This is a genomic window from Aquimarina sp. MAR_2010_214, assembly GCF_002846555.1.
Taxonomy (GTDB): domain Bacteria; phylum Bacteroidota; class Bacteroidia; order Flavobacteriales; family Flavobacteriaceae; genus Aquimarina.
In genome coordinates, this window is record NZ_PJMS01000001.1 from 4,628,891 (window position 1) to 4,644,573 (window position 15,683).

Here is a 15,683-nt window from a genome sequence, read left to right on the forward strand (position 1 = left end):
TAAAGTGAGTTAAACTATGCCTTCTAAAATTTTTATATATAATTTGATTCCTTCTTTGATCTCATCTATATAAATAAACTCATTTGCAGAATGTGATCTGGTTGAATCTCCCGGTCCGAGTTTTAATGAAGGACAACTCAACACCGATTGATCAGATAATGTCGGTGATCCATATGTACTCCTTCCTAATGCAATTCCGGATTGTACAATAGGATGATCTACAGCAATTGATGAAGATCCTAAATCCAGGGATCTGGGTGTTACCTCTGCACACTGAGGCATTTGTTTTTTTATAATTCCAAGAATTTCTTCATTTTCATATTTATCATTCACTCGTATATCCACTACCAGATCACAGCTTGCTGGTACCACATTGTGCTGTTTCCCAGCATTGATCTGTGTAACTGTAGTTTTTACTTTACCCAAGGTCTCTGATGTTTTTTCAAATTCATATGTTTTAAACCATTGTATCACTTGCAAGGCATTATAAATTGCATTATCCTCATTAGGATGAGCAGCATGGCTAGCTGTTCCTTTTGCCGATACATCTAATACCAACAAGCCTTTTTCTGCAACGGCCAATTGCATTAATGTTGGCTCTCCGACAATACCAAATGCTACATTCTTAAGGTATTGTAATACGCTTTTTAATCCCAAAGGACCACTACTCTCTTCTTCTGCAGAAGCGACAATAACAAAATTGTATTTTAATTCTTCTGTAGCATAGAAATAAGTAAATGTAGCTAACAAGGAAACCAGGCAACCACCTGCATCATTACTTCCTAAACCAAATAGTTTTCCATCTTCTACAAAAGCTTTAAATGGATCATTCGTATAGTTTCCATTTGGTTTTACCGTATCATGATGAGAGTTTAATAAAATAGTGCGTTTCGACTCGTCAAAATGTTTATTATAGGCCCATATGTTATTGTTCTCCCTCTCAAAAGGAATATTATTTTGGAGGAACCAATTCTCGATCAATTGAGCTGTTTTTTCCTCTTCTGAAGAGAAAGATGGTGTTTCTATTAGATGATGTAAAAGCTCAATCGCTTGACGTGTTAGTTTTTCCATTGTTATTTATAGACTTAAAGTCGTATGTTTAGTTGTATTATCCTTTATAAAATCTGCATTAGCGATATGTACTTTACTTACTTTATTTTGTAAAGCATCAAAGCAATTTTGAAGTTTTGGAAGCATTCCTTCCGTGATTATTTGTGTATCCCTTAACTCTTCATATTTTTCTAAATTAATATGCTCGATCACAGAATCTTTATCTTCTATATTTTCAAGAACACCTTTTAATTCAAAACAATAAAATAATGACACTTCATAATCAGTACTCATTTCAGAAGCTATTTCTGAAGCTATAGTATCTGCATTTGTATTAAACAATTGCCCATGACTATTATGGGTAACGGCACAAAAAACAGGTGTAATCTCTTGATCCAAAAATGTTTTTATGATGTTACCATTTACCTTAACTACATCACCTACATATCCATAATCAACAAATTGAACAGGTCTTTTCTTTGCAAGAATCACATTTGCATCTGCTCCTGTCAACCCCAAAGCATTACAACTGCGATGCTGCAAACCAGCAACGATGGTCTTATTTAATAATCCGGCATAAGTCATCACAACAATATCCAGATTCTCTACAGAAGTAATTCTTCGACCATCGATCATTTCGGTCTTTACTCCCAATTGAGCTGCAAGCCGAGTAGCAGATTTTCCTCCACCGTGAACCAAAATCTTTGGACCTTCTATTTTAGAAAAACCTTCTAAGAAAGAAGTCAATGCTGCTGGATCTTCTATTATATTTCCGCCAATCTTGGCTACCAATAATCTTTTTTTCATCGCGTTACGATTTTTCAAGTATTTTCTTTAAGACCAACTGGGCTGCATATGTTCTATTATTTGCTTGTTCGATAACAATAGAATTTATGCTATCTAGTACTACATCATCTACAACAACATTTCTCCTTACCGGTAAGCAGTGCATAAATTTAGCGTCATTGGTTAATTTCATTTTTTTGTTTGTGATTTTCCAGGAAGGATCATCATTTATGACTTTACCGTACTCTTTATAAGCACTCCAGTTTTTCACATACACAAAATCGGCATCTTTTAGTGCATTTTCCTGGTTGTAATCAATGGGCACCTGTTTAGTAATCTGACTGGCTAACTCAAATCCCACAGGATGGGTAATTACAAAATCTGCGTCCATACGTTGTATCATCTCTACAAAAGAATTAGCAACTGCCTGTGGTAAGGCTTTTGGATGCGGTGCCCATGATAGTACAACCTTTGGTTTGTTTGTTTTTTTATATTCGATTATCGTTATGGCATCTGTTAATGCTTGTAATGGATGTCTCGTAGCACTTTCCATATTGATAACTGGTATTGAAGCATAACTCATAAAACCATGAAGTACTTTTTCGCTGTAGTCATCATCTCTATCTTCCAGCTTTGCAAAAGCTCGTACTCCCAGTATATCGCAATATTGAGAAACTACCTGAGCTGCTTCTTTTACATGTTCAGAATTTCCCTGATCCATTATGGTTCCGTCTCCATACTCAAGTGACCAGCCTTCTCCTGTAAAATTCATGACCATGACATTCATTCCCAGGTTTAATGCGGCTTTCTGGGTACTCAAACGTGTACGAAGACTTGGATTAAAGAACAACAAGCCTATCGTCTTATCTTTACCCAAAGTCTTATTGGATAAAGGATTTTTCTTTATCGCTATAGCTTCTTCTACCCAACCGGGTAAAGAATCTATATCTTGTATTGAAAAGTAATTATTCATTTTTACCATTTAAATTATTGGCTTTTCTACCAATACACTTTGTAATGCTTTTATAAATTGATCTATCTGCTTTTTACCAATGGTTAATGGAGGAAGAATTCTCAATAGCTTTTTATTCATTGCTCCTCCTGTAAAAATATGTTCCTCATAGATCAGTCTTTTTCTAAGTTCGCTAACTTCAAAATCAAACTCTAATCCTAACATTAGGCCTTTTCCTTTCACCTTTTGCACTCCAGGAAGTTGGTGTGCTTTCGACTCAAAATATGCTCCGGTTATTCTTGCATTATCAATAAGGTTTTCGGTTTCAATTACTTCAAGAACCGATAATGCTGCAACGCAAGCCAGGTGATTACCTCCAAAAGTGGTTCCCAGCATCCCATAATCGGGTTTTATATGTGGGGCAATTAATATACCCCCTATCGGAAAACCATTACCCATACCTTTTGCTATAGAAATAATATCTGGTGTTATCCCATGATATTGATGTGCAAAAAAATTACCACTCCTGCCATAACCAGACTGTACTTCATCAACAATTAAAACAGCACCAAACTCATGACATAGGGTTTCTAAAGTTGTAAAAAAAGCAGTAGTCCCTTCGTCTAGTCCTCCTACTCCTTGTATAGGCTCTATAATCACAGCACACACGTCACCTTTCTCTAATTCAGCTCTTACGAGTTCAATTTGGTTTAACGGCAAAAAAGTGACGTTTTGCTGAGTATTTAATGGTGAATTGATCTTAGCATTATCTGTTGCAGCTACAGCTGCGGATGTTCGCCCGTGAAAACCGTTATGAAATGCTATCACTCTTGATTTTCCTGTATAAAAAGAAGCTAATTTCAGTGCATTTTCATTGGCTTCGGCACCAGAATTACATAAAAACAGCTGATAATCATCATACCCTGATAATGCTCCAAGTTTTTCTGCCAATTTAGTTTGCAAGCTGTTTTGAACAGCATTAGAATAAAAGCCTATTTTCTCTATCTGTTCTTTTATTTTTTTTACATAATGAGGATGAGAATGTCCTATTGAAATCACAGCATGTCCTCCGTACATATCCAAATATTCTGTTCCATTTTTATCCACAACGGTAGCGTCATAAGCTTTTACAGGCTCTACATCATATAAAGGGTATACATCAAATAGTTTCATACTAATCAATTATTTAATTGTATTTATTTTTTCATAAGAAGCCATCACTCCTTTTATTACCGATGAGCTTAAACCTTGATGCTCCATCTCATTAAGGCCTTCTATAGTACATCCCTGAGGTGTTGTCACTTTATCGATTTCACGTTCGGGATGAGTTCCATTCTCTGCGACTAATGTTGCGGCTCCTATTGCGGTTTGCACAGCGATGATTTGGGCCTCATGAGGGTGAAACCCCATTTGAATCCCTCCTTGTATCATAGCTCTTAAAAACCTAAGAAAAAAGGCTATTCCACTTGCTCCTAAAACCGTAGCGGCCTGCATTAGACGTTCTTCTATAACAAGCGTTTTACCAATAGTATCAAACATTTTTTGCACTGTAGTTAATTCTTCTTTTACATCTTCATTAGCAGCAATACAGGTCATTGATAGTTTTTTGGCAGCCCCTGTATTTGGCATTACTCGTACTACTTTATTATTTGGAATTACTTCGTTGATTTCGGCAATTGACGTACCGGTTACAGTAGAAATCAATATTTGATCTGTTGTTACTTCATTTTTTATTCCCTGTAAAACAACATCCAACTGTCTTGGTTGTACACAAAGAATTATCCATTTTACATTTTTTATGGATGCTACGATATTTTGCGATGTAGATACACCTAGTTTTTCTTCAACCTCTTTCAGGTTATATTTTGACTTATCTACTACTGTAATATCAGCAGCTTCAAACAAATCACTATTAACCAATCCAGAAATTATTGATTTGCCTAAGTTTCCTCCTCCTATAATTGTTATTGTGTTCATATTATTTTTTTATACTTTTATTTCAATATGAAATCCTTTTACTAAAACGCACTTGCCTTTAATTCTAATCCTGTTTTCTCTTTTAATCCCAACATTAAATTCATATTATGAATGGCTTGTCCAGATGCTCCTTTAATCAAGTTATCGATTACTGACGTGATAAGTAACATCCCATTTTTCTTACTAATGTGTAGTATACATTTATTCGTGTTTACTACTTGTTTCAAATGAATTTCTTCATCAGAAATCACAGTAAACTCAGCCTTTTTATAATACGATCTATACAGTTCTTTTGCTTCTTCTTCGCTGCCTTTATATTCTGTATACATAGTAGCATAAATTCCTTTACTAAAATTTCCTCTATTAGGAATAAAGAAAACCGGAACTTCAAAATCATTTTGTTCTTGTTTAAGACTTTGTTTAATCTCTCCCAAGTGCTGATGCGAGAATACTTTATAACTAGAAAAATTATTATCTCTCCAGCTAAAATGAGTGGTTCCTCCTGGTATCACGCCTGCTCCTGTGCTTCCTGTAGTAGCATTAATATGTATTGTATCCTTAAGTTTACCTGCAAAAGCCAATGGTAATAACCCTAACTGAATGGCAGTAGCAAAACATCCTGGATTTGCAATGTTCTTTGCTGATCTAATCTTCTCTTTTTCTAATTCTGGCAAACCGTATACAAAATCTCTTCCCAGAAATTTCTGGTCATCATTCAATCTAAAATCATTTCCCAAATCAATTACTTTAGTCATTTTTGAAAACGTATTGGTTTCTAAAAATGATCTTGATCTACCATGCCCCAGACACAAAAACAATACATCGACATTTGGATTTATAGTATCTGTGAACTTAAGATCTATTTCTCCTATCAAATCAGGATGTTGTTTATGAATCAATACACCTGCATTTGTTGTGCTATAGACAAAATCCAGCTTTACTTCTGGGTGATGAACTAACAGCCTTAACAGTTCTCCAGCTGTATATCCTGATCCTCCTATTATTCCTACTTGTATCATGATTCACTTGGGTTTACATTATGATATATCTTATTGGCATTACCATAGATTTTTATAAAACCTTTAGCATCATCAGATGTCCAGAAATTATTCATCTCCCCATACTGCCCAAAATCAGATTTCATCATATCAAAATCTGATTCGATTCCTTCTAGGGTAAAATGATAAGGTTTCAATTTCACTTTTACCTCTCCTGTTACTGATTTTTGAGAGTCTTCCATAAACACTTCAATATTTCTCATTACAGGATCCAGGTAATTCCCTTCATGTAACAACATACCGTACCAGTTGGCTAATTGTTCTTTCCAATACTGCTGCCACTTAGTTAAAACATGCTTCTCTAAAAGATGGTGAGCTTTAATGATTATCATTGGTGCTGCCGCTTCAAATCCTACTCTTCCTTTAATCCCAATAATTGTATCTCCGACATGGGTATCCCTGCCAATAGCAAAAGCACTGGCTAGTTCTTCCAATTTTTGGATGTTATTCACTGGGATATCCATCACTCCATCTAACCCTACGAGTTCTCCTTTTTCGAAATTTAATGTGATTGTTTCTTCTTTTTCTTTTTGAAGTTGACTAGGGTATGCTGTTTCTGGTAATGCGTTTTGTGAAGTGAGTGTTTCTTTTCCTCCTACACTAGTTCCCCAAATACCTTTATTGATAGAATACTGTGCTTTTTCCCAACTATAGTGAACACCATGTTTTTCTAAATATTCTACTTCTGCCTGACGAGATAGTTTTAAATCTCTAATCGGTGTAATAATTTCGATCTCTGGAGCTAATGTTTGGAAAATCACATCAAATCTTATCTGATCATTTCCTGCCCCAGTACTACCATGAGCAATATACTTTGCTCCTACTTTTTTGGCATATTTAATAACCTCTATAGCCTGAAAAATTCGTTCGGCACTTACTGAAAGTGGATACGTATTATTTTTTAATACATTACCATAAATCAAATACTTAATCGCTTTTTCATAAAACTCGTTTAGAATAGTTTTATTTACATGAGATGAGCTTCCCAACTCATATGCTCTTTTTTCTGTCTCCTTTAGTTCTTTTTCAGAAAAACCACCTGTGTTTACCAAAATGGTATGTACAGCCAAGTTTTTTTCATGAATTAGATATTTTACGCAATATGAGGTATCCAGTCCCCCGCTATATGCTAATACTACTTTTTCCATAACAACAATTGTTTATTGCTTGCAAGCATCGTTTGTTTAATGTTTTTTAATCTTTTTAGTACCTTTTTATCGTACCATTTTTCTTTTTTCTTTACTTTCTGCAAAGGGTCATATAGCATACCGGTACACAAACACATTTTATGTTCTTTAGATGTTAGAATATCATAATTTGTACATGTTTTACACCCTGCCCAAAACTTAGGATCATTTGTTAATTCTGAAAACGTAACGGGTTTATATCCTAAATCAGAATTGATTTTCATTACAGCCAGTCCTGTTGTGATGCCAAATACTTTAGCCATTGGAAATTTTTTCAAAGAATAATTGAATGTGAATTCTTTGATTTTTTTTGCCAGGCCTTGATTTCTAAAATCGGGATGTACTATTAGACCAGAATGTGCTACATGTTTTTCATTACCCCAGATTTCGATATAACAGAATCCTGCAAATTGATTGCCTGACATAGCAATAATTGCATTTCTATTCTGAATCTTAGTTTGTATATATTCTGGGGTACGTTTAGCAATACCGGTTCCTCTTACTTTGGCAGAGTCGGATATCACCTCGCATATTTCTTTTGCATAGCGAAAATGATTTTTGTTGGCGATTATTATTTTTACCTTTTCCATAAACGAATTCCGCTTATTAAAGAAGCTTCATATCATTTACACTTTGAATTCACCATAATAAAATGGTCTTTTTAGTTTCTACTTCATCATAAAAACAAACCGTAGCTAATGCTATGCTTAATTTTTCTTTTTCGCATAAACAAAAAATAGTTGATTTTGCTTTATAGCGAATTCAAAGTGTAAATGATATTACTATTAAAATTAGTGTTGATTTTTCTGAATCCAAGCTGATGTGCGAATCATATCTCGCTATTTGGCGTGATAAGAATTACTACCAAATACTTTAAATATGTTGTTTGAACAACAAAATTTAAAAATTCAGTTTTTCTAAAAATGGATTCGATGTCTCTAGGGGAAGTAGGACGCACCTACTTCAAAAGAATATTAGACCCCCAAGGGGCGACGAAAGCGGCGTGCTGGAATAGTTGTATTTCCTAAACTGTTCAAATATTGAACTTTACTCTCTGTAGATATGTAATTTGCCGTTTTCATAATAGTAACTCTAAATCGTCGGCCGTAGCCCCTTTCGTTAACTAGATGATACAATATTACATAAAAAATTAATACTCGGACACATAAACTGCAAAATCCAGTAAATTTTTAAGGTTTTTTTAAAATTATGCTACTTTTATTATTAATATGAAACTTTAGAAATACATAAATGGCTTAAATTTTTAATTCTTACCCAGGGACTGTTCTCTTAAGTCTAATAAAAAACAACATCTTTACTATCTGAAAGTATATTAAGAATATACTTCTTTATACTGAAGTTCTAAATTATTTATAAAAATAAATGAGGCTGTTAGAAAAATAAAGTTTCAATGTCAAACTGACAATTATGTCTTAGATTTCCCTTTTCAGCCCCATTATACTATTTAAGCAACTTATTTAAAAGTTTAGCCTACCGACATCATTACCATTACAGTAGTAATCCCATCCACTACTCGTACTATTATCTAACCAAACATTTGGAGTTGATATAATTCTAGAATATCCGCTTGAAGAAATTGATTGAATAGATGAATATACTTGTGCATAAAAATGCGTTACAAACCATCCATCTTTACCTTGTAAAGCAAGACAGGCTCGATCTACTTCTACCCAACTTACAGCTTGACCCGGGTATGCAGTCCTTAGGATATAAAAATCCCAATCTCCTTTTTCTCTGTCATCACCAGGGTTATTCAAATCCTTCCAACCTGCATTTAAGTTGCCTTTGTTTGTTTTAAACTGGACTCTGACCCGTACTTTTGCATCGGTATCATTATTGGTTTGAGTACCTGTATGAGTTACTATTCTATAAAACCATTCTGTACTAACTCCTTTGTTCTTTTTTTTGTATTCTTTCATAAATACCCCTGCGTCTTTAGCAAATCTCGCATTAACTTCTTTCTCAGTTAAATCGCCCCTATATTTCATATGAAAAATAGGTTTTTCATCACTTAGGTTCTCTAATTTAGAGTCACTATTTTCCGTTAGACTTTTAAATCCTTCTTCTTGTTCTATAACTGGAGTTTCAACATTTAGTTCAGATTTTTCACATGACCCAATACATAATGCTAAACCTATTAGCACTAAATACATTTTTAAATTGTTTAAGGTTTTCATAATTAATAGTTTTAAAAGTTTTTGTTTTAATGATTATGCTTTTTCCGGAAATACATATCGTGAACAAAACTATTAAGAATGTGATGATCAATCATTAGGCAAAAAACGGTTTATTAAAGGGGGGTATAGCTATTTATAATGTAGTTGTTTATTGTTTCTTGTTATGGTAATCCCATAAAATTTAACATTCTAAATATTAGGTTACTAACAAAAAAAGACGATCTGAGAAGATCGTCTTTTTAAATTTTTATTTTTGAGCTGTTATTTTACTTTCCTCCAAAAGTAAACAAAAGCCCTACATTAAATGAAAAATCACTTACTGTATTCTTTTCATCACCTTCTCCTATTTTTCCTGCATTTAAATAAGCGGCATTAATATTCAATATTCCATATTTAAAACCTAAAGATGGACGAACAACAAAATTCGTCTCAGTATCAAAACCTCCCAGTGCATTACCATCTCCTAAAGCATAGTTCGCCTGACTAACCGATGCCAATCCCATACCAAAACCAACATATGGTCTAAAGCCATCATCATTTAAAAAATATCTGCCATTTGCTATAAAAGAACTTATAAAAACATTGCCTATCTCATAGCCAATATTATTTAAGTCTTCGCCTAATAAAAGATCACCTTGATAAAGAAGAGAAACATCAATATTTTCTGTTATTCCATATCCTAGTTCAAGATAGCCAGAAAAACCTCCATCTGTGATATCAGCGACATCACCAGAAGGAACAGCATAACCAACACCAAAACCAAATTTAACTTGAGCATGTGTAGCGGTTAGACCTAATAATGCAACTGCAGTAAAAAGTAAAATTTTTTTCATAATAGATTTAGTTTTTATCGTTTAAGTGTGTAAATATATCGACAAAGTGCTAAATATTATATTTTTTTGTTAAAAAAAATATAAAAAACACCATAACCTATTGAATACAAACCTGTTGAGATCCATAAAAAAAACTTTATAATAAAGTAGGTAGATTAAACAGAATACTACTTCTATCAAATCATATCAAAAACTGAAACAGATCAGGTTTATCATTTAGATAATCCCCAAAGAAATTAAGGGCCTTCATTCTGGACACCAAAGGCTCAAGATCTTTCTTATCTTTTAATTCAATCCCAACTACTGCCGGGCCATTTTCTCTACTTGATTTTTTTGAATATTCGAAATGAGTGATATCATCATTCGGCCCTAGTACTTCTCCAACAAATTGTTTTAATGCTCCTGCTCTCTGCGGGAAACGAACTATGAAATAATGTTTTAGGTCTGCATATAACAATGCTCTTTCTTTAATTTCTGCAGTACGGGTAATATCATTATTACTACCACTCACAATGCAAACTACATTTTTACCTTTGATTTTATCTTTATAAAATTCTAGAGCAGCCAAGGTTAGCGCACCTGCGGGTTCTACCACAATAGCATCTCTATTATATAAATCTAAAATAGTCTGGCACACCAATCCCTCTGGAACAGTATACATATCAGACAGGTAATCTTTACAAATATCAAAATTAAGATCTCCTACTTTCTGAACTGCTGCACCATCAATAAATTTATCAATATTAAAAATCTCTGTATTCTTATTATTCTGGATAGATGATAACATAGAAGGTGCTCCTTCTGGTTCAATACCAATAATTTTTGTTTTTGGGGACAAGGCTTTCATTGCTCCACATAATCCTGAAGCCAATCCTCCTCCTCCAATAGCAACAAAAATATAATCAATAGGTACATCTGTTTGTTTAAAAATTTCGAGCCCTATTGTTCCTTGGCCTTCTATAGTTTTTGGATCTTCGAAAGGGTGAACAAACGTCTTTCCTTCAGAAGTACAGGTTGCCATTGCTGCTTTATACGAATCATCAAATGTATCGCCTTCCAAAACAATCTTTACATAATCACCTCCAAACATTTTTGTTTGTGCTATCTTTTGTTTTGGTGTTACCGAAGGCATATAAACTGTACCTTCTATTCCCAAATGATGGCAAGCAAATGCTACTCCTTGTGCATGATTTCCTGCACTGGCACAAACAACTCCTTTTGCTAATTCTTCTTTGGTAAGTGAACTTATTTTATTAAAAGCACCTCTAATTTTATAGGAACGAACACGCTGAAGATCTTCTCGTTTCAATAAAATATTAGCATCATATCTGCGAGAATACCGAATACTATTCATAAGAGGAGTAACCATAGCCACTTCTTTTATTGTTGAAGCTGCCTTCTGGATATCCTCTAATTCAGGAAAATATGTCGTGGTTATGGTACTCATAATTTAAGTTTACGCTCTTTTTTTATATTATACCGATTTCAAAGTTAAACCGGTATATTTTTGCTGGCTCAGACCCATCAAAGATTACACAATACACATCTCAAAACTTCAACAGATCTGGCCTACAAAATTTAATATATTATACTATCGGTTTCATTGCTGTCATCGATGCTCTTAAGCGAGCTCCAACAACTTCTATAGGATGATTTCTTAATTTTTCATTCACTTCTATCAATTTAGCATTATCCACTCCCTTATCTTTTCCTTCATCGTATGCTTTTCCGATAACATCGGTATCTATTTTTTTCATAAAATCTGCTAGTAAAGGCTTACATGCATGATCAAATAAATAACAACCATATTCTGCAGTATCAGAGATCACTCGATTCATCTCAAACAATTTCTTACGTGCAATCGTATTAGCTATAAGCGGAGTTTCATGCAACGATTCATAATATGCTGATTCTTCAATGATTCCAGAATCTGTCATCGCCTCAAAAGCTAGTTCAACTCCTGCTCTTACCATAGCTACCATTAATACTCCATTATCATAGAATTCTTGTTCAGAAATTTCCACATCTCCTGCCGGAGTTTTCTCGAATGCGGTCTCCCCTGTTGCTGCCCTCCAGGATAATAAGTTTTTATCATCATTTGCCCAGTCTTCCATCATCGTTTTTGAAAAATGCCCTTGCATAATGTCATCCATATGTTTACGAAATAACGGACGCATGATTTCCTTTAATTCTTCAGAAAGTTCAAATGCTTTTATTTTTGATCGGTTTGATAATCGATCCATCATATTTGTGATTCCGCCATACTTCATTCCCTCAGTAATAGTTTCCCAACCATATTGAATTAGTTTTGAAGCATATCCTGGATCTATTCCTTTTTCTATCATTTTGTCAAAACATAAAATAGATCCGGTTTGCAGTAATCCACATAGAATCGTCTGTTCCCCCATAAGATCAGATTTTACTTCAGCTACAAAAGAAGATTCTAACACTCCTGCTCGATGTCCCCCTGTTCCTGCTGCATATGCTTTTGCCTGAACCAAACCATGCCCTTGAGGATCATTTTCTGGATGTACCGCTATTAATGTCGGTACTCCAAACCCTCTTTTATATTCTTCTCTCACTTCTGATCCGGGGCATTTTGGAGCTACCATGATCACTGTAAGATCATCTCTCACTTCCATACCTTCTTCTACAATATTAAACCCATGTGAGTATGACAACGTTGCTCCTTTTTTCATTAATGGCATTACTGTATTTACCACTTGAGTATGTTGTTTATCTGGTGTCAGGTTAATAACAACATCAGCATTAGGAATCAATTCTTCATAAGTCCCTACATTGAATCCGTTATCAGATGCATTTTTGAAAGATTGTCTTTTTTCTTTGATTGCTGCTTCACGAAGTGCATACGAAATATCCAAACCAGAGTCTCTCATATTTAACCCTTGGTTAAGTCCCTGGGCTCCACACCCAACGATAACCATTTTTTTCCCTTTTAGTGGATCTACTCCTGCCGTAAACTCTTCGGCATCCATAAATCTACATTTTCCTAGTTGTGTTAGTTGATCTCTTAATGATAGCGTATTAAAGTAATTTGCCATTTCTTTCTTAATTTGTTGTGATTTCCGTTAGGAAATTTGATTTAATTTTATTTTTAGTTGTTTTGATTTTTATGGTGTATCCCTGAACCAAATTCAGGGTCGGGCTATTCGTTATATCTTTTTGGTTATCATCCTAAGTTATATACTGATTTTATCGAAGGATTCAACCAAAAAGGATACCACTGCTATCCCTTACACGGTTTCCATTCCAAAATTTTCTAATATATTAGAAATATGCATCTTTTCTTTTGTTATTGAAATCCTACCCGAACGCACAAATTGCATTAAACCATAAGGTTCTAATTGATCATACAATGCTTCAACATCTCTGCGTCGTCCTGTTTTTTCTAATACAAAAAATTCTGGAGTTACAGTAACGATATTAGCATTACTGTCTTTTATTACATTCTGGATTTTACGTTCTTCAAATAATAATTTTGAAGCAATCTTAAACAAAGCCGTTTCCTGGTAAATCGTCTCATCGTCTTTATGATAAAAAGCTTTAATCACTTCTATCTGCTTTTCTATCTGTCCGATAATCTTTTTCACCTGTTCTTCGGTTATACATGCCACGATAGTAAAACGAAATACATCTTTAATCTCGGATACCGAAGCAGTAAAGCTTTCAAGGTTGATATGACGTCTTAAAAATATTGCCGAAATCCTGTTCAACAATCCTATATTATTTTCGGTATACACCGATATGGTATAATTTTCTTTTTTCATTATTAATGCATTGTATCATTTTATAAATCCAGCATATACTGGAACAGTAAAAACCCTATTATTCTAATCTTACATCTGAAACTGATGCCCCTGTAGGAATCATCGGAAACACATTATTTTCTTTCTCTACACATACTTCTAAAAAATATGATTCTGTTGAAGCTATCATCTCTGTAATGGCTTTTTGTAAATGCTCTCTTTTGGTAACTCTGGTAGATTTAATATGATATCCTTCTGCTATTTTTACAAAATCTGGATTTACCATCTCTGTAGAAGCATATCGTTTATCAAAAAATAGTTGTTGCCATTGACGTACCATTCCTAGAAAACTATTATTTAAGACAACAACCTTTACAGGTACTTTGGTCTGAAAAATTGTACCCAACTCCTGTATTGTCATCTGGTAGCCACCATCTCCAATAATCGCTACTACTTCTCTATCTGGAGCTCCCATTTTTGCACCAATCGCTGCAGGTAATGCAAATCCCATTGTTCCTAAACCTCCTGAAGTAATATTACTCTTAGATTTAGTAAACTCGGCATATCGACAGGCCATCATTTGATGTTGTCCTACATCAGATACAATCACTGCATCTCCTTTGGTTTCTTCATTAATTCCTCTAAGTACTTCACCCATAGACAAGCCTTCACTACTAGGATACAACTCTTCTTTGATTACTTTATCATACTCAATTGTATCATAATCTTTATATTGTTGTACCCATGAATCATGAGACTTTGATTCTACCATCGGAAGTATCTGTGATAATGTATTCTTAACATTACCCATTACTGCAATATCAGCTTTCACATTTTTATTTACCTCTGCAGGATCAATCTCAAAATGTATAACTTTTGCTTGTTTGGCATAGGTTTCTAAATTGCCAGTCACTCTATCATCAAAACGCATTCCGATTGCCAATAACAAATCACATTCATTCGTTAGTTTATTAGGACCATAATTACCATGCATACCTACCATCCCTACATTAAGGAGGTGTTTTGTTGGCAATGCAGAAAGCCCCAAAATGGTCCATGCTGATGGGATTCCTGATTTCTCTATAAAGTTTTTCAACTCTTCTTCTGCTTCTCCAAGGATTACTCCCTGACCAAATACAATCATTGGTTTTTTTGCCTCATTGATCAGTTTAGCTGCTTCTTCAAGGCTTTTTGGATCTGTTTCTGGTACTGGCTTATAACTACGTACACCTTTACATTTTTCATATGTAAAATCTAACTCGCCAAACTGCGCGTCTTTTGTAATATCAATTAATACAGGACCTGGTCGACCAGAGCGAGCAACATAAAAAGCTTTTGCTAATACCGCAGGAATATCTTCGGCTTTGGTAATCTGATGGTTCCATTTGGTGATTGGAGTAGAGATCCCTATGATATCGGTTTCCTGAAATGCATCTGACCCCAGTAAGTGAGATCCTACCTGACCAGTAATACACACCATAGGTGTAGAATCTATTTGTGCATCTGCAATTCCGGTCACAAAATTAGTTGCTCCGGGTCCCGAAGTAGCAATTGCCACTCCAACTTTACCACTCGCCCTTGCATATCCCTGTGCCGCATGGGTTGCTCCTTGTTCGTGCCTGGTTAATACATGATGCAATTGATCTTGGAATTTATATAACTCATCATAGACCGGCATTATGGCTCCACCGGGATATCCATAAATTAAATCTACTCCTTCTTCCAATAAACATCGAATCACCGCCTCTGCTCCTGTCATACTCACTGTTGATGTTTTGGTTTCTTTTTTTAACGTTTGCGTTTGTGTTTCCATACACTCCTATTTTAGAGGCTAGACTTTTAGAAACTAGAGTCTAGACTTTTTTAGTTCTGGTC

At 34.6% G+C, this 15,683-nt stretch carries 14 protein-coding genes; all 14 read right to left on the reverse strand.

Annotated elements, in window-relative coordinates; translation table 11 throughout:
* Positions 1-9: 9 nt before the first annotated feature.
* On the reverse strand, positions 10-1,071 hold the full coding sequence (locus ATE84_RS19725) for a M20 family metallo-hydrolase (RefSeq protein ID WP_199176898.1): 1,062 nt from the start codon (positions 1,069-1,071) through the stop codon (positions 10-12).
* Positions 1,072-1,077: 6 nt separating this feature from the next.
* Positions 1,078-1,857, reverse strand: a complete 780-nt coding sequence (argB, locus tag ATE84_RS19730; protein WP_101449600.1) for an acetylglutamate kinase — start codon at positions 1,855-1,857, stop codon at positions 1,078-1,080.
* A 4-nt stretch (positions 1,858-1,861) separates the two neighbouring features.
* On the reverse strand, positions 1,862-2,809 hold the full coding sequence (locus tag ATE84_RS19735) for an N-acetylornithine carbamoyltransferase (RefSeq protein ID WP_101451113.1): 948 nt from the start codon (positions 2,807-2,809) through the stop codon (positions 1,862-1,864).
* Between the two features lie 9 nt (positions 2,810-2,818).
* Positions 2,819-3,961 (reverse strand): aspartate aminotransferase family protein, encoded by a 1,143-nt coding sequence (locus ATE84_RS19740; protein WP_101449601.1) that lies wholly within the window; start codon positions 3,959-3,961, stop codon positions 2,819-2,821.
* Positions 3,962-3,970: 9 nt separating this feature from the next.
* Positions 3,971-4,765 carry a pyrroline-5-carboxylate reductase gene (gene proC, locus ATE84_RS19745; protein ID WP_101449602.1) on the reverse strand — a complete coding sequence of 265 codons (795 nt, stop codon included), beginning with the start codon at positions 4,763-4,765 and terminating at the stop codon, positions 3,971-3,973.
* A gap of 41 nt (positions 4,766-4,806) precedes the next feature.
* Positions 4,807-5,784 (reverse strand): N-acetyl-gamma-glutamyl-phosphate reductase, encoded by a 978-nt coding sequence (argC, locus tag ATE84_RS19750; protein WP_101449603.1) that lies wholly within the window; start codon positions 5,782-5,784, stop codon positions 4,807-4,809.
* Positions 5,781-6,971 (reverse strand): argininosuccinate synthase, encoded by a 1,191-nt coding sequence (locus ATE84_RS19755; protein WP_101449604.1) that lies wholly within the window; start codon positions 6,969-6,971, stop codon positions 5,781-5,783. The genes argC and ATE84_RS19755 overlap by 4 nt, the downstream gene beginning before the upstream one ends.
* Entirely contained in the window at positions 6,959-7,600 is a 642-nt protein-coding gene (locus ATE84_RS19760; RefSeq protein ID WP_101449605.1) for a GNAT family N-acetyltransferase, read from the reverse strand. Before ATE84_RS19760 ends, ATE84_RS19755 begins: the two co-directional genes overlap by 13 nt.
* Positions 7,601-8,488: 888 nt before the next feature.
* Complete coding sequence (locus tag ATE84_RS19765; protein ID WP_101449606.1) at positions 8,489-9,208, reverse strand: hypothetical protein; 720 nt, start codon at positions 9,206-9,208, stop codon at positions 8,489-8,491.
* Between the two features lie 266 nt (positions 9,209-9,474).
* Positions 9,475-10,041: an outer membrane beta-barrel protein gene (locus ATE84_RS19770; protein ID WP_101449607.1), complete on the reverse strand. Its 567-nt coding sequence runs from the start codon at positions 10,039-10,041 to the stop codon at positions 9,475-9,477.
* Between the two features lie 181 nt (positions 10,042-10,222).
* Entirely contained in the window at positions 10,223-11,488 is a 1,266-nt protein-coding gene (ilvA, locus tag ATE84_RS19775; protein WP_101449608.1) for a threonine ammonia-lyase IlvA, read from the reverse strand.
* Between the two features lie 139 nt (positions 11,489-11,627).
* Entirely contained in the window at positions 11,628-13,103 is a 1,476-nt protein-coding gene (gene ilvC / locus ATE84_RS19780) for a ketol-acid reductoisomerase (RefSeq protein WP_101449609.1), read from the reverse strand.
* Positions 13,104-13,295: 192 nt separating this feature from the next.
* Positions 13,296-13,829, reverse strand: coding sequence for an acetolactate synthase small subunit (ilvN, locus tag ATE84_RS19785; protein ID WP_101449610.1), 534 nt, complete (start codon positions 13,827-13,829; stop codon positions 13,296-13,298).
* Between the two features lie 58 nt (positions 13,830-13,887).
* Complete coding sequence (gene ilvB, locus ATE84_RS19790; protein WP_199176899.1) at positions 13,888-15,621, reverse strand: biosynthetic-type acetolactate synthase large subunit; 1,734 nt, start codon at positions 15,619-15,621, stop codon at positions 13,888-13,890.
* Positions 15,622-15,683 lie beyond the last annotated feature (62 nt).